General features: G+C 66.5%; 19 protein-coding genes. 13 read left to right on the top strand and 6 right to left on the bottom strand.

Translation table 11 applies throughout. From position 1 onward, the window contains the following. Window positions 1–49: 49 nt before the first annotated feature. The 3 genes from CYJ07_RS19115 (at window position 50) to CYJ07_RS19105 (ending at window position 4,445) form a co-directional block, all read left to right on the top strand. The gene (locus CYJ07_RS19115; RefSeq protein WP_104205289.1) at window positions 50–1,783 is read left to right on the top strand and encodes a peptidoglycan DD-metalloendopeptidase family protein; all 1,734 of its coding nucleotides are present in this window, start codon (window positions 50–52) and stop codon (window positions 1,781–1,783) included. Window positions 1,784–1,981: 198 nt separating this feature from the next. After that, a complete protein-coding gene (locus tag CYJ07_RS19110; protein ID WP_104205305.1) occupies window positions 1,982–3,796 on the top strand; it encodes an ABC transporter ATP-binding protein in 1,815 nt (604 codons plus the stop codon). A gap of 382 nt (window positions 3,797–4,178) precedes the next feature. Continuing rightward, window positions 4,179–4,445: a hypothetical protein gene (locus CYJ07_RS19105; RefSeq protein WP_104205288.1), complete on the top strand. Its 267-nt coding sequence runs from the start codon at window positions 4,179–4,181 to the stop codon at window positions 4,443–4,445. Between the two features lie 66 nt (window positions 4,446–4,511). Here the strand turns inward: CYJ07_RS19105 and CYJ07_RS19100 are convergent, their stop codons facing one another. Continuing rightward, window positions 4,512–6,134: a L,D-transpeptidase family protein gene (locus CYJ07_RS19100; RefSeq protein WP_231489698.1), complete on the bottom strand. Its 1,623-nt coding sequence runs from the start codon at window positions 6,132–6,134 to the stop codon at window positions 4,512–4,514. Between the two features lie 138 nt (window positions 6,135–6,272). Here CYJ07_RS19100 and CYJ07_RS19095 point away from each other — a divergent pair, with 138 nt between their 5' ends. The 5 genes from CYJ07_RS19095 to CYJ07_RS19075 all read left to right on the top strand — a co-directional run bounded on the left by CYJ07_RS19095 (window position 6,273) and on the right by CYJ07_RS19075 (window position 11,042). Beyond that, window positions 6,273–6,992, top strand: coding sequence for a murein L,D-transpeptidase catalytic domain family protein (locus CYJ07_RS19095; RefSeq protein ID WP_104205287.1), 720 nt, complete (start codon window positions 6,273–6,275; stop codon window positions 6,990–6,992). Window positions 6,993–7,267: 275 nt separating this feature from the next. Then, window positions 7,268–8,620: an MFS transporter gene (locus tag CYJ07_RS19090; protein ID WP_104205286.1), complete on the top strand. Its 1,353-nt coding sequence runs from the start codon at window positions 7,268–7,270 to the stop codon at window positions 8,618–8,620. A gap of 153 nt (window positions 8,621–8,773) precedes the next feature. Continuing rightward, the gene (locus tag CYJ07_RS19085) at window positions 8,774–9,871 is read left to right on the top strand and encodes a histone deacetylase family protein (protein WP_231489697.1); all 1,098 of its coding nucleotides are present in this window, start codon (window positions 8,774–8,776) and stop codon (window positions 9,869–9,871) included. A gap of 160 nt (window positions 9,872–10,031) precedes the next feature. Continuing rightward, window positions 10,032–10,454: a GFA family protein gene (locus CYJ07_RS19080; RefSeq protein WP_104205285.1), complete on the top strand. Its 423-nt coding sequence runs from the start codon at window positions 10,032–10,034 to the stop codon at window positions 10,452–10,454. A 105-nt stretch (window positions 10,455–10,559) separates the two neighbouring features. Then, a complete protein-coding gene (locus CYJ07_RS19075) occupies window positions 10,560–11,042 on the top strand; it encodes a peroxiredoxin (RefSeq protein ID WP_104205284.1) in 483 nt (160 codons plus the stop codon). 94 nt (window positions 11,043–11,136) lie between these two features. Here CYJ07_RS19075 and CYJ07_RS19070 read toward each other — a convergent pair whose 3' ends face one another. Further along, window positions 11,137–12,234 carry an AI-2E family transporter gene (locus CYJ07_RS19070; protein ID WP_104205283.1) on the bottom strand — a complete coding sequence of 366 codons (1,098 nt, stop codon included), beginning with the start codon at window positions 12,232–12,234 and terminating at the stop codon, window positions 11,137–11,139. 154 nt (window positions 12,235–12,388) lie between these two features. Between CYJ07_RS19070 and CYJ07_RS19065 the strand changes: the two genes are divergently transcribed. Next, the gene (locus CYJ07_RS19065) at window positions 12,389–13,219 is read left to right on the top strand and encodes a Rho termination factor N-terminal domain-containing protein (protein WP_104205282.1); all 831 of its coding nucleotides are present in this window, start codon (window positions 12,389–12,391) and stop codon (window positions 13,217–13,219) included. Between the two features lie 24 nt (window positions 13,220–13,243). Here the strand turns inward: CYJ07_RS19065 and CYJ07_RS19060 are convergent, their stop codons facing one another. From CYJ07_RS19060 to CYJ07_RS19045, 4 genes are all read right to left on the bottom strand, one after another. Then, on the bottom strand, window positions 13,244–14,980 hold the full coding sequence (locus CYJ07_RS19060; RefSeq protein WP_197038437.1) for a bifunctional protein-serine/threonine kinase/phosphatase: 1,737 nt from the start codon (window positions 14,978–14,980) through the stop codon (window positions 13,244–13,246). A gap of 1 nt (window position 14,981) precedes the next feature. Next, the gene (locus tag CYJ07_RS19055; RefSeq protein WP_104205280.1) at window positions 14,982–15,791 is read right to left on the bottom strand and encodes a formate/nitrite transporter family protein; all 810 of its coding nucleotides are present in this window, start codon (window positions 15,789–15,791) and stop codon (window positions 14,982–14,984) included. A 387-nt stretch (window positions 15,792–16,178) separates the two neighbouring features. Next, on the bottom strand, window positions 16,179–17,096 hold the full coding sequence (gene cobA / locus CYJ07_RS19050; protein WP_104205279.1) for a uroporphyrinogen-III C-methyltransferase: 918 nt from the start codon (window positions 17,094–17,096) through the stop codon (window positions 16,179–16,181). Further along, complete coding sequence (locus CYJ07_RS19045) at window positions 17,056–19,866, bottom strand: nitrate reductase (RefSeq protein WP_104205278.1); 2,811 nt, start codon at window positions 19,864–19,866, stop codon at window positions 17,056–17,058. Before CYJ07_RS19045 ends, cobA begins: the two co-directional genes overlap by 41 nt. Window positions 19,867–20,251: 385 nt before the next feature. On the opposite strand from CYJ07_RS19045, the gene CYJ07_RS19040 reads away from it, so the two are divergent. From CYJ07_RS19040 to CYJ07_RS19025, 4 genes are all read left to right on the top strand, one after another. Next, window positions 20,252–20,884, top strand: a complete 633-nt coding sequence (locus CYJ07_RS19040; protein ID WP_104205277.1) for an ANTAR domain-containing response regulator — start codon at window positions 20,252–20,254, stop codon at window positions 20,882–20,884. After that, the gene (locus tag CYJ07_RS19035; protein ID WP_104205276.1) at window positions 20,881–21,918 is read left to right on the top strand and encodes a CmpA/NrtA family ABC transporter substrate-binding protein; all 1,038 of its coding nucleotides are present in this window, start codon (window positions 20,881–20,883) and stop codon (window positions 21,916–21,918) included. The genes CYJ07_RS19040 and CYJ07_RS19035 overlap by 4 nt, the downstream gene beginning before the upstream one ends. A gap of 290 nt (window positions 21,919–22,208) precedes the next feature. Then, the gene (locus CYJ07_RS19030) at window positions 22,209–23,528 is read left to right on the top strand and encodes an NAD(P)/FAD-dependent oxidoreductase (protein ID WP_104205275.1); all 1,320 of its coding nucleotides are present in this window, start codon (window positions 22,209–22,211) and stop codon (window positions 23,526–23,528) included. Further along, window positions 23,525–24,353, top strand: an 829-nt coding sequence (locus tag CYJ07_RS19025; protein ID WP_197038436.1) for an FAD-dependent oxidoreductase, incomplete at its 3' end; no start/stop codon positions are given. The genes CYJ07_RS19030 and CYJ07_RS19025, both read left to right, overlap by 4 nt.

The following is a 24,353-nucleotide window of genomic DNA, read 5'->3' as shown; positions in this document are numbered from 1 at the left end:
TGCCTTTTTATGTTCTTGTCATCTTATTTTTATATGGCCGATACCCGACATGTTGCGAATCCTCCATTCGCTGCCACGCGCGCATAAGTTGTTGTTGATCCCCGTCGCCACGATGGTGACCGTGCTGGGCACGCAGAAAATCGTCACCCTAGTCGAGAATTCCCAGCGACAGGAACAGACACCCCAAACCGTCCTGTTTCCCCTGTCGCCCGAGGCCCAACCCGGCCTCCCCGCTCTCAACAACGAACGTTACTCCGTCGCCGACGCCATCGAGATTGCCACCCAGGCCATCGATGCAACGCGCGAGTACATTCCTCTCTCCCAGCTGCAGCCCAGCGAGATCATCGATCTCAAGGGAGTTGCCTACGCCCGGGCCCAGCCCGAGCAGGCGACTGGGGCCGAACCGGCTCCCTCCGCTGCCGAGTTCGATGCCGCTACCGCTGTCGACAGCGGCATCGAACTGACAACGGTTCTTGATTCTGGCGCCCTGCACATGGCCCTGGTCATCGGTACCCTCGCCAGCGGCATGCTCGACGACACCCGTACCGACGACGAGGCCCTGGCCAGCGACGCCACCTCGTACGAGAACATTCCCGACGAGGAGCTGGGTCTGTTCGAGGACAGCCCGATCCATTTCGATCAGGAAGTCGCCGCGGCCGAGCCCTTCGTTCCCGAGTGGCGCACATACACCGTGCAGCAGGGCGATACTTTCGCCGTGCTGGCGCAAAACGAGCTGGGTCTGGGCTACAGCGAAGCCATTCGCCTGCTCGAGAGCCTGCCCGACCAGCGCCTGCTGACGCATTGGCGGGTGGGCAACACCTTCGAGTACCAGCTCGACGAAGAGGATCGTTTGCTGGCGATGCGGGTGATGAAGAACGCCCGCGAAGGCATCATGCTGGAGCGCGAAGAAGACGGCTTCGACGTGGCCACCATCGAGCGCGCCGGCGAAGCCACACAGCGTCTCTTCGCCGGCAGCGTGAGCGGCAGCTTCGCCCGCTCGGCTCAGGCGACCGGCCTCTCCAGCACCGAAGTCGCCCAGATTTCGCGGCTGCTCGAGAAGAAGCTCGACTTCCGCCGCGATACCCGCCGCGGTGACGAGTTCCAGGTCCTGATCGAATCCGACGTCATCGACGGTGCCAGCTACGACTCCCGCGTGCTGGCCATCGAGTACCAGGGCGCCCGCATGGACCTGACACTGGTCCGCAACAGCGAAGACAACAACTTCTACACCCCCGATGGTCAGAGCCTGGACCCGGCCTTCAGCCGCTACCCCTTCGAAGGCAGCTATCGCATGAGCTCGGGCTACAACCCGCGGCGCCAGCATCCGGTCACCGGAAGGGTCAGCCCCCATCGCGGCACCGACTGGGCCATGCCCATCGGCACCGCCGTCCATGCACCGGCGGACGGTCGCGTCGAGAAGGTCGGCAATCATCCGGTGGCGGGGCGCTACGTGGTGATCCGCCACGACAACGGCTACCGCACACGCTACCTGCATCTCTCGCGCGCGATGGTCAGCCGCGGCGAACGGGTCGCCATGGGCGAACGCATTGCACTGTCCGGCAATACCGGTCGCAGCACCGGGCCTCACCTCCACTATGAGGTCATCGTGAACAACAACCCGGTCGATGCCATGAAAGTCGACCTGCCCGAGAGCCAGAGCCTCGAAGGCGAACGCCTGGTGGCCTTCCAGAACGAAGCCGAGCCGCTGCTCGCCGTGCTGCGCTCCGGCCAGACCGGCCCGGTGGTGGCACAGACCTCGAGCGACGCAGAGAACGACGACTGAGGCCAGGCCCTTCCCGACCGCACGCCCTGCCATCCGGCAGGGCGTCGCGTTTGGCACCTACCCACTGGCCCGCTGGGTTGAATGGCCAGATGGGTTAAAGTGCCCTGAGCCTGCCCGCAACAGCCGATACGGAGCCTGCGCGTGACCTCCTCCCGACGCCGTCGCCCCTCGCCCGCCCCACCCCAGGACGGCGGCCGTCTGGCTACCTTCTTCGGCGTATTTCGCTACAGCCGCCGCGCTCTGTCGTTGGTCTGGCAGACCTCACGCTTCCTGACCCTGGGCCTGGCCTTCTGCACCCTGGTCGCCGGCGTTCTGCCGGCCGTCGCGGCCTGGATCGGCCAGCTGATCGTCGATGCCGTGGTCGCCGCCATGGCCCTTCACCAAGAGACAGACGCCTCTCTCACCCTCGAATCCGCCTGGCCGGTGTTGCGCTACGTGCTGGCCGAAGCCGGCGTGATCGCCGCCATCGCCCTGGCCCAGCGCGGGCTATCGGCGCAGCAGTCGCTGCTGCGCGCGCTGCTCGGCCAGAAGGTCAACGTCATGATCCTGGAGAAGGCCGGCACCCTGTCGCTTGCGCAGTTCGAGGATTCCGAATTCTACGACAAGCTGACCCGCGCCCGGCGCGAAGCCTCCACCCGACCGCTGGGGCTGGTCAACAAGACCTTCGCGCTGCTCCAGAACGCCATTTCGCTGGCAAGCTTCGGCGTTCTGCTGGTGCAGTTCTCGCCCTGGGCGATCCTGGTGTTGGTAATTGGCGCGCTGCCGGTCTTCGTGTCCGAAGCCAAGTTCTCCGGCGACGCCTTCCGCCTGTTCCGCTGGCGCTCGCCCCAGACACGCATGCAGATCTACCTGGAAACCGTGCTGGCCCGCGAGGACAGCATCAAGGAGGTCAAGCTGTTCGGGCTGGAACCGCTGCTGCTAGATCGCTACCGACGCATCTTCGACACCCTCTACGGCGAGGATCGCCGCCTGACCCTGCGCCGCGAGAGCTGGGGCTTCCTCCTCGGCCTGCTGGGCACCCTGGCGTTCTACGGCGCCTACGCCTGGGTGGTGGTGGAGACGATTGCGGGGACGCTGACCCTGGGCGAGATGACCATGTACCTCATGGTCTTCAAGCAGGGCCAGGCGGCGCTGTCGGCGAGCCTGACCGCTATCAGCGGCATGTACGAGGACAATCTCTACCTGTCGAATCTCTATGAATACCTCGAGCAGCCGGTGGCCGCCGAGCAAGGCGGCCTGACACAGGGCGCCTCGCCCGGCGACGGCATCCGCTTCGAGCACGTCGGGTTCACCTACCCCGGCACCGATACGCCCGCGTTGCGCGATGTCACGCTGCATCTGGTGCCAGGCCAGAGCCTGGCCCTGGTGGGCGCCAACGGCTCGGGCAAGACCACGCTGATCAAGCTGCTCACCCGTCTCTACGAGCCCAGCGAGGGGCGCATCCTGCTCGACGGTAGCGACCTGCGTGAATGGGACCTGGCCACCCTGCGCCGGCGCATCGGCGTGATTTTCCAAGACTTCGTGCGTTACCAGCTCAAGGTGGGCGAGAACCTGGGGGCCGGCGACGTCGAGGCCTTCGCCGACGAGGCACGCTGGCAGGAGGCGGCCCGCCGTGGCCTCGCCGAGGAGTTCATCAGCGCCTTGCCTGGCGGCTACCACACTCAGCTCGGCCGCTGGTTCAAGGGCGGCCAGGAGCTCTCCGGCGGACAGTGGCAGAAGATCGCCCTGGCCCGCGCCCACATGCGCGAGGGAGCCGACATCCTGGTACTCGACGAACCCACCGCGGCCATGGATGCCGCCTCCGAGGCGGCGGTCTATGCCGACTTCCGCGAGCACCGTCGCGACAAGATGACCATTCTGATCTCGCACCGCTTCTCCACGGTGCGCGCCGCCGACCGGATCCTCGTCATCGACGGAGGAGAAGTGATCGAGCGCGGCGATCATGACAGCCTGATGGCGCAGAACGGGCGCTACGCCAGGCTGTTCCGGCTGCAGGCCGAGGGCTATCGCTAAATTCGAGCATCGGCATCCCGAGGAACGGGCCTAGTCCTGGTCATCGCTCGTCGTTTTTTCGCGTAACGTTTATGCCCATCGGTTGACGCTTGTTGAGCGCTTGTCTATAAGAAAAGAGTCGCGTCATCGATGCGGCACTTTTCCCCCAACCGAGATGCGTTCCTCATGCGCTGGCTACCTCAAGGCAACAAGGCAAACTGGCAACATCGCGTATTCCATAACGCGATGCGTACCCGTTTGCTGCAGCCGTGGGCCGGCCGTCGAAACGACGACACCTGAAGGACGCTGGCCGCGGCACTTGTCGCGGCCAAGCCTGGATTCATACTTTTCTCGCCCGTCGCGCACAAGTTCCCGGCCTCCCTGATCCAAGGAGACCGAGATCATGTCAGCACTCAACACCCTTCGTCGCCTGCTTCGCGCCGTGCGCGTTCACTACGCCAACCGTCGTCGCGACGCCTCGCTGCGCGACTACGACCCACGCATGCTCAAGGACGTTGGCCTGCGCTGGGAACGCGGCACGCTGGTGCCGATCCATCCGGAGCGCTTTGCTATCGACAAGACTGAGGCAAGCGCCACCTCCGGCACCGGATCCGTCGCGGCCGAAAGTGCACGTGACGTCTGTCCTCGCTGCGGGGCAAGCCTGGCTTAGCCAAGGCCCCGGTCACAGGAAGTGATCGGGGCCTTTCCCACGGCCGGCGCCCCAGGCGCCGGCCGCCTACAGCGACAGCGGGCGATCCAGTGCATGCAGCAGCGCATCGTCGCGTTCGTAGATGTCGGGCCGGAACGACAGCTCGCCATCCCCACCGGGATTCACCGTCCAGTAGTGAATGATGATCGGCATGCGCCGAGCGAGCGAGACGTTATGCGACTCGCCACTGGCAATCCGTGTGTCGACATCCTGGCCGGTACCGGTATCGTCGAACAGCAGCTGAACGAACTCGCGTATGTTCTCCACCCGAATGCAGCCGGAACTGAAGGCGCGCTGCTCGCGGGAGAACAACCCCTGTGCCGGCGTGTCGTGAAGGTAGACGAGATGATCGTTGGGGAAGCGGACCACCAGCCGCCCCAGCGCATTCTGCGGCCCGGCGTCCTGGCGCAGCATGACATTGCCGGGGCGCGACCAGTCGACTTCGCGTGGATCGATCCGCTCGCCGGAGGGGCTCAGCACCGTGATGTTCTCGCGGCGCAGATAGTCCAGGTCCTGACGCACCTGTGGCAGTACGTCCTCGCGCAGAATCGTGGGAGGGATCGTCCAGGTCGGATTGACCGTTATACGCGTAATCTCGGAACGCAGCGTCGGCGTGCGCCGATAGGGCCGGCCGACGACGATGCGCGAGCGCCAGATCTCGCCGTTGGGTCGGAAGTAGCTGAGCCGGTAGCCGGCGATATCGACCAGCACGAAGGTTTCCGGAAGCCCGTGCAGCAACCAGCGTGCACGCTCCATATTGAGGCGTATCTGGTCGATCCGCCTCTCCACCGGCACGTTCAGGGCCGCGCGGGTCTCGCGTCCGATGACCCCGTCCGGCTCCAGCAGGTGGCGTTGCTGGAAGCGCTTCACCGCCGCCTCCAGCACGGCATCGTAGCGGCGCGGATCGGGCGCCTCGAGGTCGACGCCGGGAAACGCACCGGTATCGGCCGCCATCACTTCCAGCTCCCCCACGACGGCCAGCCGCTCGCGCAGCAGCGCCACGTCATCGTCCCGGTCGCCCGGGCGCAGTGGGCGCTCGCGCTCCGGTAGACGCGGCCAGCCTCCCAGCCGTTCGATGTTGCGATAGCGCGCCAGCCCCGAACGAAGGCGCTCGTAGGGCGCATAGGCGGGTCGTGCCTCGGCCATCGCCTGTTCGAAGCGCTGGCCGTCCACCGCACGGGAAATCGCTGCCAGATCCAGGTCGGGCTTCTCCACCGGTACCTCCCAGCCGGTATCCAGCGCTCGGGGATCGACCTTGCCACGCTGCAGGTGCGCCAGTGCCGTCAGCAACGTCTGGGTGGCCTGGATGTCGAAACGCGCCTTTTCGGCCGCACTGCCCGACGTGCCATAGGCCGTGCGATGGCCGGACTTGAGCCCATCGGGGCGGTAGTCCTGCGGGGTCAACCCGTCGCCTTCCAGGGTATGCAGCGCCGCCGCGAAGGCCGCCACCGCATCGCTCTGCTGCCAGGCCGGACGAAGTTCGCGCAACGCATAGAAGTCCTGTACCGCATCCGACGCATCGCCGAGCTGTCGCACCAGCTCGGTCGTTACCCCGGGCCCTTCGCCTGCCGTCGCCTCCTCCTCGGCCCAGCTCGGCGACAGCGTGGCGAGCATCAGCAGCAACGATCCCATCCAGGTAAATACCCGCATTCTCGGCTCCTACTCCGTTGATGATGGTTTTGGCCTTCCTGGCCTCACCCCCCATAATAGTGGTTCAGCATTTTTTGCCAGGTCATGGGGCGACAATCGCTCCATTGCCCCGTACGACCAACCGACAGGCACGCTCGCATGCGCTCTTTGCTCACCCCTCTGCTTCCGCTGACGGCCGCGGCAACCGTTCTCCTTGTGTCATCCGCCAGCACTCAAGCCGGCGATTTCCTGACCCAACTGCCGGGCGCCTCGTTTACTCCGCTCGGCCAGACACTGACCCGCCTGGCCCCGGCGGCGGATCCTGAAGTGCTGGCGCTGGCCGCCAGTGCGCTGGCCTGCGCCCAGCCGGATGCCGAGCGGCTGGCGGTGATCGACTTTTCGCGCCCGTCCAGCGAACCCCGCCTATGGGTCTTCGACCTGGCCGAGGAAGAGCTGCTGTTCGAGGAACTGGTTTCCCACGGCCGGGGCTCCGGCGATGCCGAGGCCACCGTATTCTCCAACACACCCGAAAGCCATCAGTCGAGCCTGGGCCTGTTCCGCACCATGAACAGCTACTACGGAAGCAACGGCTACTCGTTGCGCCTGGAGGGGCTGGAAGCGGGCGTCAACGATCTGGCCTACGAGCGCGCCATCGTGATCCACGGCGCCGACTACGTCAGTGAGACGTTCGTACGCCAGACCGGCCGCCTGGGACGCAGCCACGGCTGCCCGGCCGTGCGACAGGAGGTCACCTATCCGCTGATCGACAGCATCAAGGAGGATCACTACCTGTTCGCCTACTACCCCGACCCGGAGTGGCTGCAGTCCTCCGCCTACCTGCGCTGCGACCGCAATCAGCGCCAGCTGGCAATGCAGTAGCCTTCGCTCCCTGCGGCACCAGCGGGGCGCAAATCCTCACCGCACTGCACCATTGCGGCGCCGGCTATCACGCCGGCGCCCCTCGCCGGCTTTAACCGATTCAGCACCAACTCATTGGCAAAGAAAAGCTTTCTCGAGTCTGGCAAGTCGATTGCTTGATCCGGATCAACGACGGGTAGGCGTGGACCAGACTCTCATGAGTACGAGTGCGCCAGACCTGACCTTCAACGGAGAAGGACGAATCATGCATCCCGTTCCGTACGAGGTCATCGCCCATGGAAATCCGCAACAAGGCCAATAGAATACGGCTGCTCAACCTGAAGTCGCCCCAGATGCGGGCCTTCCACTTCTCCTGGTTCGCCTTCCATATCTGTTTCTTCGGCTGGTTCGGCATCGCCCCGCTGATGGCGATCGTGCGCGACGACCTGGGGCTGACCAAGACCCAGATCGGCAATACCATCATCGCCTCGGTGGCGATCACCATTCTCGTGCGCCTGGTCATGGGCGTGCTGTGCGACCGCATCGGGCCGCGCAAGGCCTACACCTGGCTGCTGTGCCTGGGTTCACTGCCGGTGATGGGCATCGGCCTGGCCTCGAGCTTCGAGACCTTCTTCCTGGCACGCCTGGCCATCGGTGCCATCGGCGCCTCCTTCGTCATCACCCAGTACCACACCTCGGTGATGTTCGCCCCCAACGTGGTCGGCACCGCCAATGCCACTTCTGCCGGTTGGGGCAACCTGGGGGGCGGCACCACCCAGATCCTGATGCCGTTGATCTTCTCCGGCATGCTGATGCTCGGCGTCAACGAGGCGCTGGGCTGGCGCCTGGCGATGATCGTACCCGGCGTGGTGCTGTTCTTCGCCGGTATCGGTTACTACCTGTTCACCCAGGACGCCCCCGACGGCAACTTCGCCGAGCTGCGCGCCCGCGGCGAACTCCCCGAGGCCAATGGCGAGCACGGCATGGGTGCGAGCTTCAAGGCCGCCGCCAAGGACATTCGCGTGTGGGCGCTGTTCGTGGTGTATGCCGCCTGCTTCGGCGTCGAGCTGACGATCAATAACATCGCCGCCATCTACTTCTTCGACAACTTCGACCTGACCCTGGCCACCGCGGGCATGATTGCCGGCCTGTTCGGCCTGATGAATATCTTCGCCCGCACCCTGGGCGGCGTCTTCTCCGACCTGTTCGCTCGTAACGGCGGGCTCAAGGGACGCGTGCGCTGGCTGTTCATCGCCATGCTCTGCGAAGGCATCGCGCTGATGTTCTTCTCGCAGATGCACGTGCTGACGCTGGCCATCGGCATCATGCTGGTGTTCAGCCTGTTCGTGCAGATGGCCGAAGGCGCCACCTTCGGCGTGGTGCCCTTCATCAACAAGCGAGCGCTGGGGGCGGTGGCCGGCATCGTCGGCGCCGGCGGCAATGCCGGTGCCGTGGCCGCTGGATTTCTGTTCCGCTCGGAGTCGCTCTCCTACCAGCAGGGGCTGTTCTATCTCGGCATCGCCGTGGTGATCGCCTCGCTGTGCGTCTTGGCCGTGCGCTTCTCACCTGAGGTCGAGGCCGAGGAAGCCAAGGCCTACACCGACGCAGTGGGCGAAGACACCGGTGCCGGCGCCCTGAGCTTGCGCTGACAGGAAGCTTCCATTTGGACAGCGACAACGAAACATTGGCGCCGCCCACCCGGGCGGCGCTAATGCTTTCGCCTGTATGGCGCCAGCCCGGACGCCTTGGAGCGGCTATGCTGGTACAAACGCTTCTCTGACGATGTTCTACTGGAGTAACACGTGGCCGAACCCAACAGCGTGATCGCCTTCTACGACGAGCGCGTGCTGGCTCACCAGCCCGATTCCGATGCCCCTTTTCTGCCCGGCCGCATGGAGCGGCGCATTCGCCAGCTACTCTCGTCGCTGAACGTTCCATGGACGTATCCGGAACACGCCGGACGACTTACTGCCATTCGCCATCTCCTGGAACTGGAACCGGTGCCCGGCCTGCGCTTCGAGAACGGCCAAGCGGCAACGCAGGAACAGCTGGCGCGCGTCCATACCAGTTCCTACCTGGAGCACATCTTCGAACTGCGCGGCAAGAATGCCTGGCTCGACGTGGATACGACCGCGGTCTCCCCCGGCAGCGTCGATGCCGCCGAGGTGGCTGCCGGCACCGCCATCGCCGCCGTCGAAGCGGTACTCCAGGGGCGTGCCGAGTCCGCCTTCGCCGTGGTACGCCCGCCGGGGCATCATGCCGAGCCGGTCCGTGCCCGTGGCTTCTGCCTGTTCAACAACGTGGCGGTTGCCGCTGCCCATGCTCAGGCCGCCTTCGGCTGCCAGCGGGTGATGATCGTGGATTGGGACGCCCATCACGGCAACGGCACCCAGGACATCTTCTTCGCCGATCCCGGTGTGCTGTTCTTCGACATTCACCGCGCCTCGCCCTTCTACCCCGGATCGGGGCAGTTGGAGGATATCGGCGTGGGGTTGGGGGAAGGCACCACGGTCAACGTGCCCATGCCGGCAGGAGCCGGCGACCAGGCCTACCTCAAGGCTTTCCACGAGATCCTCGTGCCCGCGGCCGACTGGTTCCAGCCGGACCTCATCCTGGTCTCGGCAGGATTCGACCCGCACCCCTTCGACATGGCCCTCAACGTCTCCTTCGAGGGATTCGCCGCCATGACCGGCATCCTGCAGAGCCTCGCACGACGCCACTGCCAGGGGCGCCTGGTCTTCGTGCTGGAGGGCGGCTATCACCTCATTTCCCTGTCGCGCGGCGTCAGGACGGTACTGGACGTGCTGGCAGGCGGCGCCATTCCCGAACCGGGCGTCATCGGGCTCAGCGAAGTCGAGGCCGCGGCCGACTTCCATCGCCAGGCCTTCACCTCCGAGTAGCCGCGAGCCCCTGAGGCTTTCGAGCACCGGTCGTCATACACCCGGCGCGAGAAAGCGGCATATCCGCCCGTCGGCGGCTATCCTTCGCCATGAAGTGCGCTGCCGCCGCGAAGTCGGCTAGGGCAGTAACGTCCGTCGAACCCAACCCATGGAGGTCACGATGAAAGACGGGATGAACGCTCGGGGAAGCTGTCTGTGCGGCGCCGTCAAAGTCGCCGTAGCGGCAACCAAACAGAACGTGGGCGCCTGCCACTGCAGCATGTGCCGGACTTGGGGCGGCGGCCCCTTGCTGGCCCTGGAGTCCGTGGCCGACGTCGAGATCGAGGGCGAAGAGAACGTCTCCGTCTACGCCTCGTCGGACTGGGCCGAGCGCGGCTTCTGCCGGCGCTGCGGCACCCACCTCTTCTACCGGTTGAAGACCGGCGATCACTATGCCGTTCCCGTGGGCTTGGTCGACGGCGGCGAAGCCTGGACCTTCGACTCCCAGATCTTCATCGACCAGAAGCCGGCGTATTACCACTTCGCGAACGAGACCCACAACATGACCGGCCAGGAAGTCTTCGAAGCCTTTCAGGGAAGTTGACGGGATTATCTGCCTCGACACACCGTGACGCCGACCTGGTCTACAGTATGCCTATCGCTCGTCGAGCAGAGCTCATCGAGCAGCCCATCGATACAGGAGCAACGAATGCCGATTTCCGTAGGCGACAGGATTCCCGACATCAAGATCAAGACCGTCGGCTCCGACGGCCCCGAGGACATCTCCACCGGCGAGCTGTGTGCCGGCAAGCGTGTGGTGATCTTTGGCGTACCCGGTGCCTTCACGCCCGGCTGCTCCAACACTCACATGCCGGGCTTCGTGGTGAAGGCCGACAAGGTGCTGGAGAAAGTTGACACGCTGGCCTGCGTAGCGGTCAACGACGCTTTCGTGATGCGAGCCTGGCAGCAGGACCAGAACGCCCAGTCGATCGTGATGCTGGCCGACGGCAACGCCGAATTCACCCATGCCATCGGCATGGAGAAAGATGCCAGCGGTGCTTGCATGGGCACCCGCAGCCAACGATATGCCCTGATCGTCGAAGACGGCGTGGTGACCTACGTAGGTGTCGACACCGAGCGCGGCGTCGTCGACAAGAGCAGCGTCGACACCATCCTCGCGCAGCTCTCGTGAAAGCGCTTGTGGGAGAGTGGCTGTACAGCTTCTCCTAGCGACAAGACCGGGCCCTCCTGTGGTCCGGTTTTTTATCCGGACCAATCGGATTGTTCTATTCCCCCAGTACATCGACATCGTCGCCGAGCACGTCCTCAATATAGAGCATCTGCACGGCGACCACTGCCACCACGGCGAGCGGAGTGGCCAGGATCACCCCGGCCACGCCGGCCACCGCCGCCCCGGCGAGCTGCACTACCACGGTAAAAGCCGGTGGCAGACTGACCATTTCCTTGGCCGCCAGCGGCATGACGATGTTCGACTCCACCGTCTCTATGACGAGATAAAGCCCGATGGCATAAAGCGCCAAGACGGGCGATTCGAGAAAGGCGATCAATATCGTCGGCGCAACGCCTATGATGGGGCCAAGATAGGGGATAAACGAGAATAGACCCGCGATCAGCCCCAGCGCACCCGCCATTGGAACTCCCAGGAGAACCAATCCAAGGGCGACACCCACACCAACGAACACCATCGATATCAGCCGGCTCAACAACCAGAGTCGCAAAGCACGCCCCTGCACGCTCAAAAGCTGCCTTACCCGCTGCCGCCGCGCCGGGGGAAACATGAGCACCACTTGTTTCATGTAATCGTGAGGGCTGAGCACAAGGTAGAAACCCACCAGCAGGATCAGAAAGAAATTCGTGAGCGCACCGAAGGTGGTGGAAAATACAGCGGTGAATCGATCGAATACCGACTGGCCGAGCAGGCTTGCGGGATTCTCCACCTCCGCCAGGGCCGTCTGGACGCCGGGCAGGCCTTGAATCACCTCGGTAAGCCGACGAAAGGCTTGGGGAAGCTGCTCCACCAGTAGGGGCAATTGCTCGGCTAGCCGCGGGCCGATAACCGCCCCCATACCGCCCAGCGCCAGGCAGATCAACAGTAGCGCAATGACCAGGGCCCAACGTCGTCCAATCGGCAGGTAGCGCTGGCACAGGCGCACAACGCCATCGATCGCCACGGCCGCCAGAATGCCGGCGAAGACCAGCAACAACACATCGATGAGCTGGCCGGCGAAGTAGAGCAGCACCGCCACCAGGCTGGCGAGCCCGATGACGATCAGCACGCGTCGGGTGAACCGTATGGTCGCGTCGTCGCCGCTCTTTTCGCCATTTTTTCCGCCACGATCTTCGCCACGCTCCCTGTCAGCCATGTCAGCGCCTTCCTCTGGTAGCTTCAGGATGGTGCGGCACCGTTCCAGGCACACGCCGCCTTAGCCTAGCAGATGGCATTCGCCCGGAACTTCGCCAACGGGTCTAACCTCCATGGAACAGGCACGCCATGAACGACACGAGGGAGGTTGAGCAATGAGTGCCGACGACAAGCGCAAGACACAAGGCTATGACCGCTTCAAGCAGCACCAGGGCGAAGGCTATTCGGGCATGAAGGTGGGTCGCTCGCACAAGTGGCACTACGACCAAGGGGAGTGGCGTGAGCGCAAGCTCAGCCCCGACGAGTGGGAAATCTACTATCAGACCACCAAGCGGCGGGCGGCCCGCGCCCCGGAGGAGTCCGGCGCGCCCATCGGGACGGAATACAACTGGCTGATCGTGTCCCACCAGCGCGTGGACAAGCTCGATGCCAACAGTTACATGACCTGCATGGAGGGCAAGAAATTCAAGGTCGCACACAAGCGCGCCAGCAACGATGCCTGGAACGTGAGCGAGAAATCCCAGCGCAAGAAGGTGATCGAGTATCTGGAGCAGATGATCGAGGAACTCAAGGAGGCCGATGAGTCCGAGCCCCTTCCCTACAGTGTCGGCGAGCATCGGCACGTGTACGGACTCAACCTGCGCACCAAGACCGAGCTGCTCGAGATGGCGAAGGAGTACGGCCTCTCCGGCACGTCCAAGATGAAGCGCGCCGAGCTGCTGGCAGCCGTGAAGGAGTGCGTCGAGCAGGAAGGTAAAACCAAGCCCGAGGAAAAGGCCGAACGACACGAAAAGCCGAATCACGACGGGCACGCCGCGCGCAAGCCGGACGGTGACGGGGCCGAACTGCAAGGGAAGAGCAAGGACGAGCTTTACCGGCTGGCCAGCGAACGGGATATCAGCGGGCGCTCGAGCATGAGCAAGGCGGAGCTGGTGCATGCCCTCGCTGGCCGGGCGGAACGTTCCGGCACGAGCTCGCGCGCTTAGTCGCGGTGTCTCACCTGTCGGGGCTCACTCGAGCAGCAGCGCCAGCACCGCGAAGGCCAGCAGCGCCGAGACGCCTTTCCAGAACAGCACCGGGTCACGCTCGATCAGCGGCGGGCGGGCCCGGGCGAGGAATTCGCGGCTCGGCTGACGCAGCTCATGGGTAAACTCCGACAGCGCATCGAAGCGTTTCTCGGGCAGCGGATGCAGCGCCTTGCGCAGCACCTCGTCGACCCAGGGCGGGAGCTCGCGGTTGGCGGCCAGCGCGGAGCGGTAACTCAGCCGGCGCTGGGCCGCGCGGGTACGCGCCTTGGCCACCTGGGTGCCGTAAGGCAGCTCTCCGGTAAGCAGCTGGTAGGCGATCACGGCCAGCGAGTACATGTCCGCGCGCGGCGTGGGTGGCTCGCCCAGAAAACACTCCGGGGCGGTGTACGCCAGCGTGCCCAGCGGCGGCTGCCCCGCTTCCGCCCGGGCGGTTTCGGCCAGTCCGCCCACGCGCACCGACCCCAGGTCGATGATCTTCACCGTGCCGGTGGCGTCGATCATCACGTTATGCGGCCGCAGGTCCTGGTGGACCATCTCCAGGCGGTGGAAGGCGCGCAGCCCCCGGGCCAGTTCCTCGACGATGCCGCGCACCGTCTCGAGCTCGGAGCGCGGGTGATCGCGCAGCCACTGCGCCAGCGTCTGCCCCTCGATATGCTCCGTGACGCTGTAGAGGTGATGTCGCCGCCGCTCCGACCGATGCGGCTTGACGACATGCACGCTGTCGATGCGCCGGGCGATCCACTCCTCCATCAGGAAGCGCTCCACCTGGGCGGGGTCCTGCTGGAGTTCGGTGGCCAGCGTCTTGATCACCACCCGCTCGTCGCTCGTTTCGTCCACCGCCAGATAGGCGTGGCTGCGGTGGCTGGCGTGGAGCTGCCTGACGATGCGATAACCGTCCAGCGTCATGCGCGGCGCGAGGGCCGGGGGAAACGGCAGCGAAGCCGCTCCCGGGCTCATCTCGCCGGCCCGGGGCGGCGGCACCTCCTCGACCCGCACCACCTGCACCGTCAGGTTGTCGCCGCTGCCCCGGGCGTAGGCCTCTCGCACGATGGCCGCGGCGGCGGCGTCCAGGTCGCCTTCGTGCTCGGCCAGCGTCGTGAGCATGGCCGCCTCGCCGGCGTGCTCGTGAACGCCGTCGGTCATCAACAGGAAGATCTCACCCGCCGCGACGGGCAGCGCCAGGTAGTCGATCTCGAGGTGCTCGTCGACGCCCATCGCCCGACTGAGGTAGCTCTTGTCGTGAGTAACCCAGGTACGATGCTCGCGGGTCAGCGGCTCCAGGCCACCACCGGCGACCCGGTATAGCCGGGCATCGCCCACGTGAAAGACGTGTGCCGTGGCGGAGCGCAGCACCAGGGCGGTGAAGGTGCAGACGTAGCCGCGATCCTTGTCCCAGCGATACCGGCTGTGCCGGGTCTGGGCATGCAACCAGGAGTTGGTCGCCATCAGCACCCGCTGCGCCGAGGTCTTCACGGTCCAGGTCTCCGAGGTGGAGTAATAATCCTCGATGAAGCCCGTTACCGCCGCCTCGCTGGCGATCCGACTCACCTCGCTGCTGCTGATGCCGTCGGCCAGCGCCACCACGATGCCCTTGGTCGAGAGCTGCGGCTCGCGGGGCACGTAGGCGCCATGGAAGTCCTGGTTGACCGCCTTGCGCCCACGCTCCGAGCACTGGCCCAGCGTAACCCGCAGCGAGCGGCCGGGTGCAAAAGACGCCACGTCAGATATCGCGCAGCGGCGCCGTGCGCACGTGGGTGGTATAGAGGGTCAGCCCGGTCAGCGAGAGCCCGCCGATCAGGTTGCCCACCACCACGGGAATCTCGTTCCAGATCAGATAATCCGCGATCGAGAAGCCGCCGCCCATCATCATCGCCGAGGGGAACAGGAACATGTTGACGATGGAGTGCTCGAAACCCATGAAGAAGAACAGCATGATCGGCATCCACATGGCGATCACCTTGCCCCCCACGGTGGTCGATATCATCGCCCCCACCACGCCGAGGGAGACCATCCAGTTGCACAGGATGCCGCGAATCAGGATGGTCAGCATGCCCGCCGCGCCGAACTCCTTGTAACCCACGGTGCGGCTGTGGCCGATGTTGGCGATCTTCTGCCCCACCTCGTCGGGTGAGGTGGAAAAACCGTAGGTGAAAACGATCGCCATCAGTATCGCCACCGTCATGGCACCGGCGAAGTTACCGCAGAAGACCTTGCCCCAGTGAGCCAGGATCCGCTGGATCGTCACCCCCGGGCGCCGATCGATCCACGCCAGCGGCGTCAACACGAACACGCCGGTCAGCAGGTCGAACCCCATCAGATAGAGCATGCAGAAGCCGACGGGAAACAGCGCGGCGCCGAGGATCGCCGAGCCGGACTGGACGGTGACGGTGACGGCGAACACGGCAGCCAGGGCCAGGATCGCCCCCGCCATGAAGGATCGGATCAGGACGTCCCGGGTGGCCATATGGAGCTTGGACTCGCCCGCGTCCACCATTTTGGTCGCGAATTCGGAAGGAAGCAGATAGGACATAGCGTTCTCTACGCGCGTGGCGCCTCTTCGACTCGTGGCTGGCGTGACGAACGCAAAGGCGCCTGAAGCTTTAGAGCTCCAGGCGCCTTTGCCTGTGGGTTCGTCGCGATGTGAGGCGCCTTGTCGGCTGGCGATCGTCATTGATTGCCCGCCGCCTGCTTCGGCGCCTCCTACCCAGTCATAAGCACGTTGCGTGCCAGTTTGCCTCGTTCCCGTACTCGCCAACCTGAAAGGCCGTAAAAGACGGCCGCAGTGGCGCTTCACGCCCCGCCGCTCGGTAATTGTCACGCTCAACGGGAGACAGAAGAAACGACAGCCTTCCAGCGCGGTGCAAGGCGAGCAGCGAGCGCCCGCCTTTGGTGCAACCTCGGTGCCGGCGGCCGAAGCTCAGCGCGACGGCTCGGCCGGCGTGTTCGTCATGGCAGCCGGGCTTCGCTCGACCATGCGCACCACGCTGCCGACCACAATCAGGCACGGCGAAGGCAGCGGCGAGGCAGCGAGCTTCTCCGGCATGTCGGCCAGCGTGCCGACCAGGGAGGCCTGCTCGGGCAGACTGGCGTTGGCCACCAGCATGATCGGCCAGTCGTCGGGCAGGCCGGCACGCCGCAGCCCGGTGCAGATGGCTTCCACCTTGGTCAGGCCCATGTAGAAGATCAGCGTCTCGTCCTGGCGTGCCAGCTCGGCCCAGTCGGGCTCGCCGCCCTTGCGACACAGCTGGGCGGTGACGAAGCGCAGCTGCTGGGCGTGGGCGCGGTCGGTGAGCGGGATGCCCATGCCGGCGGCGGCTGCCGAGGCGGCGGTAATGCCCGGCACGATCTCGGCCTCAACGCCGGCCTCGGCCAGCGCGGCGAGCTCCTCGCCCATGCGCCCGAACACGCCGGGGTCGCCCCCCTTGAGGCGCACCACCGACTTCCCTTGTCCCGCCAGCTTCACCAGCAGCGCGCCAATCTCGGCCTGGGGCACGCTGTGGTGGCCACGCTCCTTGCCCACGTAATAACGTTCATGCCCGGCGGGAATCAGCGCCAGCACGTCGTCGCCCACCAGGCGGTCGTAGACCACCGCATCGGCCTGCTGCAACAGGCGCGCGGCCTTGAGCGTAAGCAGCTCGACGTCGCCGCTGCCCGCCCCCACCAGGTAGACCCGGCCGGCATGGCAATCGCCGTCCAGGGTCACGGTCGGGGCGGCAACGCGGGTGGTTCGCCCGAACGGCGAGCGCACGATATGCCCCAGGCCATGCAGACGCGACAGGGCCGCCTGCAGCGGTTCAGGCGACAACAGTGTCTTCAGTTGGCTCAGCGCTCGCATGGGCCTTCTCCTCTTCGATAAGCGATTTCAGCTCGGGTATGCAGCTTCCGCACTGGGTGCCGCAGGCCAGCCTGGCGCCCAGCGCCTCGACGCTGTCATCGCCTTCACGGATGGCCCCTAGGATAGCGCGTTGACCCACCTGGTGGCAGCTGCAGACCACCGGGCCCTGGTTGGCGGCACCGTCGTCGCAGCCGGCCAGCAGGCGGCGGCGATGCGACGTGGTGAGCGCCCGCCCCGCCGTGGCCTCTGCGAAGCGGGCATCGAGCCAGGCCAGGTTAGGCAGCTCCATGGGCGGGCCCGCCATCAACCACCAGCGCAGGCGCCCGGCATCATCGACCCCCGCGGCGCGCAGGCGTCCGCTCGAGGGATCGGTGCACCACAGCGTCGGTGCCACGGGCAGCCGGGCCTCCAGCCAGGCGAGCCAATCGTGCGAGGTTTTTTCAACCCCGCCGCAGGCGCTCCCAACCCCGCCGCCGGCGCTCTCAACATCGCCGCAGGCGCTTCCCGGCTCGCCGCCGGCCAGCTGCCAGCGTTGGCAGCCGCCCAGAGGAATGCGTGCCCAGTAGCGGCTGGCGTCGCACCAGGCGGCCTCCGACGCGCCCAGCTCGTCGGCCACCAGCAGCGTCGCCTCCCAGCCCACCGCGAGGGGCTCCAAAGCCACCGCGCCGTGCTTGGATTCCGGCTGGCCGGAAACGGGATCGACGTGCGCCTCGATCAGCTCGCCCATGCGCGCCGCCCCGCTGAAGTGACCGCTCCAGTGCATTGGCACGAACACCTCGCCGCGTCGTTGCCCGCGAGACACCCGCACGCGGCCGATGTAATCGCCGCCGGCGCCGTGCAGGCGCGCCAGCGCGTGCTCCTTCACCCCCAGCGCGGCGGCATCCTCCGGGGCGATCTCGATGAACGGCTCGGCGCGATGGTTCATCAGCCGCGGCGCGCGGCCGGTACGGGTCATGGTGTGCCACTGGTCGCGGATGCGCCCGGTGTTGAGCCGCAGCGGCCGGGCGGCGTCCAGTTTCTGTGCGGGCGGGCGCGGGCGCACCGGCAACAGGCGGGCGCGGCCGTCGGGCGTGGCGAAACGACCGTCGATGAACAACCGGGCGGTGCCGTGCGGGGCGTCGGCATTGACCGGCCACTGGATCGGTGCCAGGGCGTCGTAGGCGGTGCGGTCGAGCCCGGCCAGGCCCGAGATGTCGAACAACCGCCGGCTCCTTCCCGGCCCCTCATCGTTCTCGAAGCCGGAGAGCCGGGCGTGCTCGTCGAAGATCTCGCTCGGGTGGGCATAGTCGAAGGCCTCGCCAAAGCCCAGCCGCTTGGCCACTTCGCACATGATCCACCAGTCGTGCCTGGCCTCCCCCGGCGGCGGCAGGATGCCGCGCTGGCGCGAGATGCGCCGCTCGGAGTTGGTCACGGTGCCGTCCTTTTCCGACCAGCTCGACGCCGGCAGCACGATGTCGGCGTAGTCCAACAGGTCGGCGTCTGCCATGCACTCGGAGACGATCACCAGCGGGCACTTCGCCAGCGCCGCGCGCACCCGGTCGGCCCGCGGCAGGCTGACGGCCGGGTTGGTGGCCATGATCCACAGCGCCTGCACCTCGCCGCGCTCGATCGCCGCGAACAGGTCCACCGCCTTGTGGCCGGGCCCGTCGGGCAGCGACGGCACCCGCCGCTCGGTGGTCCAGAAGCGCGTGACCCGGTCGCGCGCGCCGGGGGTGTCGTAGTCCATGTGCGCGGCGAGCTGGTTGGCCAGCCCGCCCACCTCGCGCCCGCCCATGGCGTTGGGCTGGCCAGTGATCGAGAACGGCCCGGCCCCAGGCAGGCCGATCTTGCCGCCCGCCAGGTGGCAATTGATGATGGCGTTGCCCTTGTCGGTACCGCTCGTGGATTGGTTTACCCCCTGGGAGAAGAGCGTGACCACATGCAGGTGGCTGGCGAACCAGTAGAAGAAGGTTTCCAGGCGCTCGGAATCGACGTCGCAGTCCGCCGCGATGGCCTCCACGCTGGCATCCTGCTCGTTCGCTGCGGCCAGCGCCTCGTCAAAGCCTTGGGTATGGGCTTCCAGATAGACCCGGTCGAGCTTGTTACGCTCGGCCATCCACGCCAGCAACCCGGTGAACAGGCGGGCATCGCTGCCGGGAGCCAGCCCCAGGTAGAGGTCGGCGATCTCGCAGGTGTCGGTGACCCGTGGGTCGATCACCACCACCCGCATCAGCGGGTTGCGCTGCTTGGCCACCTTGAGCCGCTGGAACAGCACCGGGTGGTTCCAGGCCAGATTCGACCCCACCAGCACCACCAGTTCGGCCTCTTCCAGGTCCTCGTAGCAGCACGGCACGGCGTCGGCGCCGAAGGCGCGCTTGTGGGCCGCCACCGCCGAGGCCATGCACAGCCGCGAATTGGTATCCAGGTGCGAGGTGCCGAGAAAACCCTTGAACAGCTTGTTGGCGACGTAATAGTCCTCGGTGAGCAACTGCCCCGAGAGGTAGGCCGCCAGCGCCTGCGAGCCGCGGGCGGCCTGAACCGCCGTGAGCCGCTCGGCCACGGCGGCAAGCGCCGTGTCCCAGTCGACCTCAACGCCATCAACCCGCGGCCGGGTCAAACGGCCATGGTGGCCCAGCGTTTCGTGCAGGGCCGAGCCCTTGACGCACAGCCGACCGAAGTTGGCCGGGTGCGCCGGGTCACCTTGTACGTCGGCGATCCGCTCGCCCTCGACGCAGGCCAGCACGCCACAGCCAACGCCGCAGTAGGGGCAGGTGGTTCGGGCCTCGCGCATGTCGATCTCCTGTCTGGCCTATCGAAACGACGACGCCCGCCGACGGCCGCCCACGAAGGGTGGCGAATCGGCGGGCGTCGTTGCCGCTCGGGGCGCCGCCCTGGCGCCCCTCTTCATCGTTTGACTCGCATCAAGCAGGCGACGTGCCAGCCCGTCAATATCCCGCGTTTTATCAGCTACCTGGCCCTGGCTTGTGCCAGCCGGCCCTTCCCCGCACGCGAACGCGCCGCACCATGCCTCAGCGGGATGACCGCGGCTTGCACCAGGCTGGTGCCACGCCTCGTATCGACGGGCGCCGAATCGCGTCAATTGACGTATGGAATGCTTCTTGCAAGGCAATGGACATGACGTCCCTGCACGCCAACGATAGACGAGCGATAACGACATGCCATCACCCTTGAACATTCTGCTGGTCGACGACGAGATGGTGCGCGCCGCCATGGTCGAGGAAGCGCTGGTGGCGGAGGGTCACTGCGTCATCTGCCGCCTGTCGAGCCCATCCAGCCTCAACCAGATGGTCGAGCGTCACCAGCCCGACGTGGTGATCATCGACATGGAGAGCCCCGACCGCGACACCCTCGAGAGCATGGCCCTGCTCAGCCGCGAGAACCCGCGCCCGGTGGTGTTCTTCGCCGGCCAGCATGACTCCGACACCCTGCAGGCGGCGCTCAAGGCCGGCGTCAGTGCCTATGTGGTCGACGGCCTGGTGCCCGGCCGGGTCGAGTCGATCATCGAGGTAGCCATCGCCCGCTTCGATGCCTTCCAGAGCATGCGCCGGGAGCTGGACAAGGCCCGCAGCCAGCTGGCCGAACGCAAGAACATCGAACGCGCCAAGGGCCTGCTGATGAAGCACCAGAACTGCGACGAGGAGCAGGCCTACCGCATGCTGCGCAAGCTGGCCATGGACCGCGGCCAGCGCATCGGCACCGTTGCCGACAGCGTCATCGACATTCTCGAACGCCTGAACCTGCCATCGCCCCAAGGGCGAACGTCCGACGAACGGGGGGCCCGCTCATGACCGTCCATATCGACTCGACCGCACCGGAGCTCGAACGACTCACCCTCGGCTTCGTGCCCCTGCTGGATGCCGTTCTGCTGATCGTCGCCCGCGAGCGGGGCTGCTTTGCCGCCCAGGGGCTCGACGTCAGCCTGTCGCGGGAGAACGCCTGGGCGACCGTGCGCGACAAGGTCGCCGCCGGCCTGCTCGACGGCGCCCAGATGCTCGCACCCATGCCGCTGGCGATGAGCCTGGGGCTGGGCCGCGCGCCCTGCGAGACCCTCGCCCCGCTGCTGCTCGGCTGCAACGGCAATACCATCACTCTCTCCGATGCCCTGAGCCAAGAGAGCGGCGCGGCTTTGAGCGAGGACCCCGCCTCCAGCGCTCTGGCCCTGGGTGACTGGCTGCGCCACCAACGCCCCGCCATACGCCCGCGCCTGGCCATGGTCTATCCCTATTCGTGCCAGCACTATCAGCTCAACGAGTGGCTGGCCCTCGGCGACATCTCACAGAGCCGCGACGTGGAGCTGGTCGCCCTGCCCCCGCCGCGCATGGTGGAAGCCCTGCGCGACGGGCAGATCGACGGCTTCTGCGCCGGCGAGCCCTGGGGCACCCTGGCCCGCCACTGCGGCATCGGCCGGCTGGTGGCCACCGGCGCCCAACTGTGGCCCGACCACCCCGAGAAGGTGCTGGGCGTGACGCGCTCCTGGGCGCAGCGCTACCCGGCCACGCTGGCGGCGCTGCTGCGTGCCCTGCGCGACGCCAGCGTGTGGCTTTCGGCTTCGCCCGACCACCTGCGGCAGGCCCGCGACTGGCTGGCGCTGCCGCCCTACCTCGACCGCTCGGTGCGCCACCTGGAAACGTTGGTGGCGGACAGCGCGCCGATCCACCAGCGCTTCTTTGGCGCGAACATGCTGCGCCCCACCCCGCAGGCTGCCCTGCATTTCGCCTCGCCCATCGTCCAGCACCTGGAACAGCAGGGGGGACGCTTCGATCCCGCTCTGCTGACGACGTGCTACAGCCCTGTGCATTTCGATGCCGCGACGCACCAGTGATGTGCAAGGTCGGCCGGCGCGTGAAGCCCGGCCGACGCCATGCCCCGGCGCCAACCTACTGTACGTGAAAGCAAATTAATGGCCTTCCGGCATTCTGGCCGGGTTCTTGAAACCGACTGGGTAAATAGCGATCAACGGCGATCGCCCGTCTCTACAGACGAAGCCTGACAAACACGACAACGACGTCTCCGCGCCCCCTGTCTCGATCCGATCGAGCGGGCCCGCGCCGAGGCGTCATTGCGTTATGGCCCAGCCATCAAGACAAGCGCATCGAAAGGAGGTATCGGCAGATGCCCCATCAACAGAGCACCACCGCGACGACCGAGCATCTGGTCATCGTCGGCAACGGCATGGCCGGCCACCGGCTGGTCGAGGCGCTGCTTGCCCGTGCTGAGCGCCCCTCGCATATCACCGTGATCGGCGCCGAAGCGGCACCGGCCTACAACCGCATCCTGCTCTCGCCGCTTCTCGCTGGCGAGATGGAGCGAGAGGCCCTGACCCTGCGCAATGCCGAGTGGTACGCCGAACAGGGCATCGAGCTGGTGCTGGGCGAGCGGGTGGAGACGATCGATCGTACCGCGCGCCGCCTGACCACCGACACCGGTCGTGAACTCGGCTACGACCACCTGGTACTGGCCACCGGCTCCAACCCGGCCCGCCCGCCGGTACCGGGGCTGGACCTGCCTGGCGTTCACGTCTTCCGCGACCTGAACGACGCCGAGGCACTGGCGAGTGCCGCCGAACAAGGCGGCAATGCCGTGGTGATCGGCGGCGGCCTGCTCGGCCTGGAAGCCGCCGAAGGCCTGCGTAAACGCGGCATGCAGGTGAGCCTGCTGCAGCGCGCCGAGCGCCTGATGAACCGCCAGCTCGACCTCACCGCCGCGCGCCTGCTCGAAAACGAGCTGCGCCACCGCGGGCTCGACATCCACACCGGCGCCCAGGTGGAACGCCTGGAAGCCGATGCCCGCGGCCACGTTTGCGCCGTACACCTGGCCGACGGCACGCGCCTTGCCGCCGACTGCGTCGTCCTCGCCATTGGCATCGTGCCCAATGTCGAACTGGGCCGCGTGGCCGGGCTAAGCGTCAACCGCGGCATCGTCGTCGACGTGTGGCTGACCACCTCCGACCCGGCGATCCACGCCCTGGGCGAGTGCTGCGAGTTCGAAGACCGGACCTACGGCCTGGTCGAACCGATCTGGCATCAGGTCGACGTCCTGGCCGACCGGCTCTGTCTCGACCATGACCACGCCGATGCCGAGCCCGCCCAGGGCTACGTCGAGCAGCCGACCGCCACCAAGCTCAAGGTGAGCGGCATCTCGCTCTACGCCTTCGGCCCCACCGACCCCGAACCCGGCGGCCATGAAGTGCTCAGCTATCGCGACCCCCAGCAGGGCGACTACCGCCGCCTGCTGCTGCGCGACGGCCGCCTGGAAGGCGCCGTGCTCTACGGCGACACCGCCTCCGGCCCTTGGTATTTCGAGCAGGCCCTGGCAGGTCGCGACCTGACCCCCTGCCGCTCGGCCCTGCTGCTCGGCGCCTCCGACGCCCAACTCCTACTCGACGACGCCCTGAACGAATCACCGCAACGCCCCGCGAAGGAGGCCGCATGAACACACCCGCGAAACCGCAACTGATCGTCATCGGCAACGGCATGGTCGGCCACCACCTGGTCGAGCAGCTGGTCGAACAGGGCGCCACCGAGCGCTACGCCGTCACCGTGTTCGGCGAGGAGCGCCACCTGGCCTACGACCGCGTGCACCTCTCCGAATACTTCAGTGGCCGCGACGCCGCCTCGCTGGCGCTCTCCACCGCCGACTACTACGCCGAGCACGGCATCGAACTGCGCCTGCATGAAGCGGTCACCGAGATCGATCGCGACAAGAGTGAAGTCGTCACGTCACAGGGCCGCTACGCCTACGACCGCCTGGTGCTGGCCACCGGCTCCTACCCCTTCGTGCCGCCGATTCCCGGCAACGAGCGCGAAGGCTGCCTGGTCTACCGCACCCTGGAGGACCTCGACGCCATCCGCGAAGCCGCCGAGACCGCCACCACCGGCGTGGTGGTGGGCGGCGGCCTGCTCGGCCTGGAAGCCGCCAACGCCCTGCGCGGGCTCAACCTCGACACCGCCGTGGTGGAATTCGCGCCGCGCCTGATGCCGATGCAGGTCGACAGCGAAGGCGGCGAATTGCTGCGCGAGAAGATCGAAGCGCTGGGCGTGCAGGTACTCACCGGCCGCGCCACCCAGGAGATCATCGACGGCGAGGCCAGTCGCCACCGCATGGTGTTCCAGGATGAAAAAGTGCTGGAGACCGACATCATCGTCTTCTCCGCCGGCATTCGCCCCCGCGACGAACTGGCCCGCGACTGCGGCCTGGAGATGGGCGAGCGCGGCGGCGTGGTGATCGACGACAACTGCCTGACCAGCGACCCGGCGA

Source organism: Billgrantia saliphila, assembly GCF_002930105.1.
Classification (GTDB): Bacteria; Pseudomonadota; Gammaproteobacteria; order Pseudomonadales; family Halomonadaceae; genus Halomonas; species Halomonas saliphila.
This window is presented reverse-complemented; position numbering and strand designations above follow the sequence as displayed.

Coding starts and splice junctions, on each gene's coding strand:
- CYJ07_RS19080 (WP_104205285.1), top strand. CDS start 10,032: ATGAAAGACGGGATGAACGCTCGGGGAAGCTGTCTGTGCGGCGCCGTC.
- CYJ07_RS19105 (WP_104205288.1), top strand. CDS start 4,179: ATGTCAGCACTCAACACCCTTCGTCGCCTGCTTCGCGCCGTGCGCGTT.
- CYJ07_RS19040 (WP_104205277.1), top strand. CDS start 20,252: ATGCCATCACCCTTGAACATTCTGCTGGTCGACGACGAGATGGTGCGC.
- CYJ07_RS19070 (WP_104205283.1), bottom strand. CDS start 12,234: ATGGCTGACAGGGAGCGTGGCGAAGATCGTGGCGGAAAAAATGGCGAA.
- cobA (WP_104205279.1), bottom strand. CDS start 17,096: ATGCGAGCGCTGAGCCAACTGAAGACACTGTTGTCGCCTGAACCGCTG.
- CYJ07_RS19035 (WP_104205276.1), top strand. CDS start 20,881: ATGACCGTCCATATCGACTCGACCGCACCGGAGCTCGAACGACTCACC.
- CYJ07_RS19090 (WP_104205286.1), top strand. CDS start 7,268: ATGGAAATCCGCAACAAGGCCAATAGAATACGGCTGCTCAACCTGAAG.
- CYJ07_RS19030 (WP_104205275.1), top strand. CDS start 22,209: ATGCCCCATCAACAGAGCACCACCGCGACGACCGAGCATCTGGTCATC.
- CYJ07_RS19045 (WP_104205278.1), bottom strand. CDS start 19,866: ATGCGCGAGGCCCGAACCACCTGCCCCTACTGCGGCGTTGGCTGTGGC.
- CYJ07_RS19065 (WP_104205282.1), top strand. CDS start 12,389: ATGAGTGCCGACGACAAGCGCAAGACACAAGGCTATGACCGCTTCAAG.
- CYJ07_RS19100 (WP_231489698.1), bottom strand. CDS start 6,134: ATGCGGGTATTTACCTGGATGGGATCGTTGCTGCTGATGCTCGCCACG.
- CYJ07_RS19115 (WP_104205289.1), top strand. CDS start 50: ATGTTGCGAATCCTCCATTCGCTGCCACGCGCGCATAAGTTGTTGTTG.
- CYJ07_RS19095 (WP_104205287.1), top strand. CDS start 6,273: ATGCGCTCTTTGCTCACCCCTCTGCTTCCGCTGACGGCCGCGGCAACC.
- CYJ07_RS19075 (WP_104205284.1), top strand. CDS start 10,560: ATGCCGATTTCCGTAGGCGACAGGATTCCCGACATCAAGATCAAGACC.
- CYJ07_RS19055 (WP_104205280.1), bottom strand. CDS start 15,791: ATGTCCTATCTGCTTCCTTCCGAATTCGCGACCAAAATGGTGGACGCG.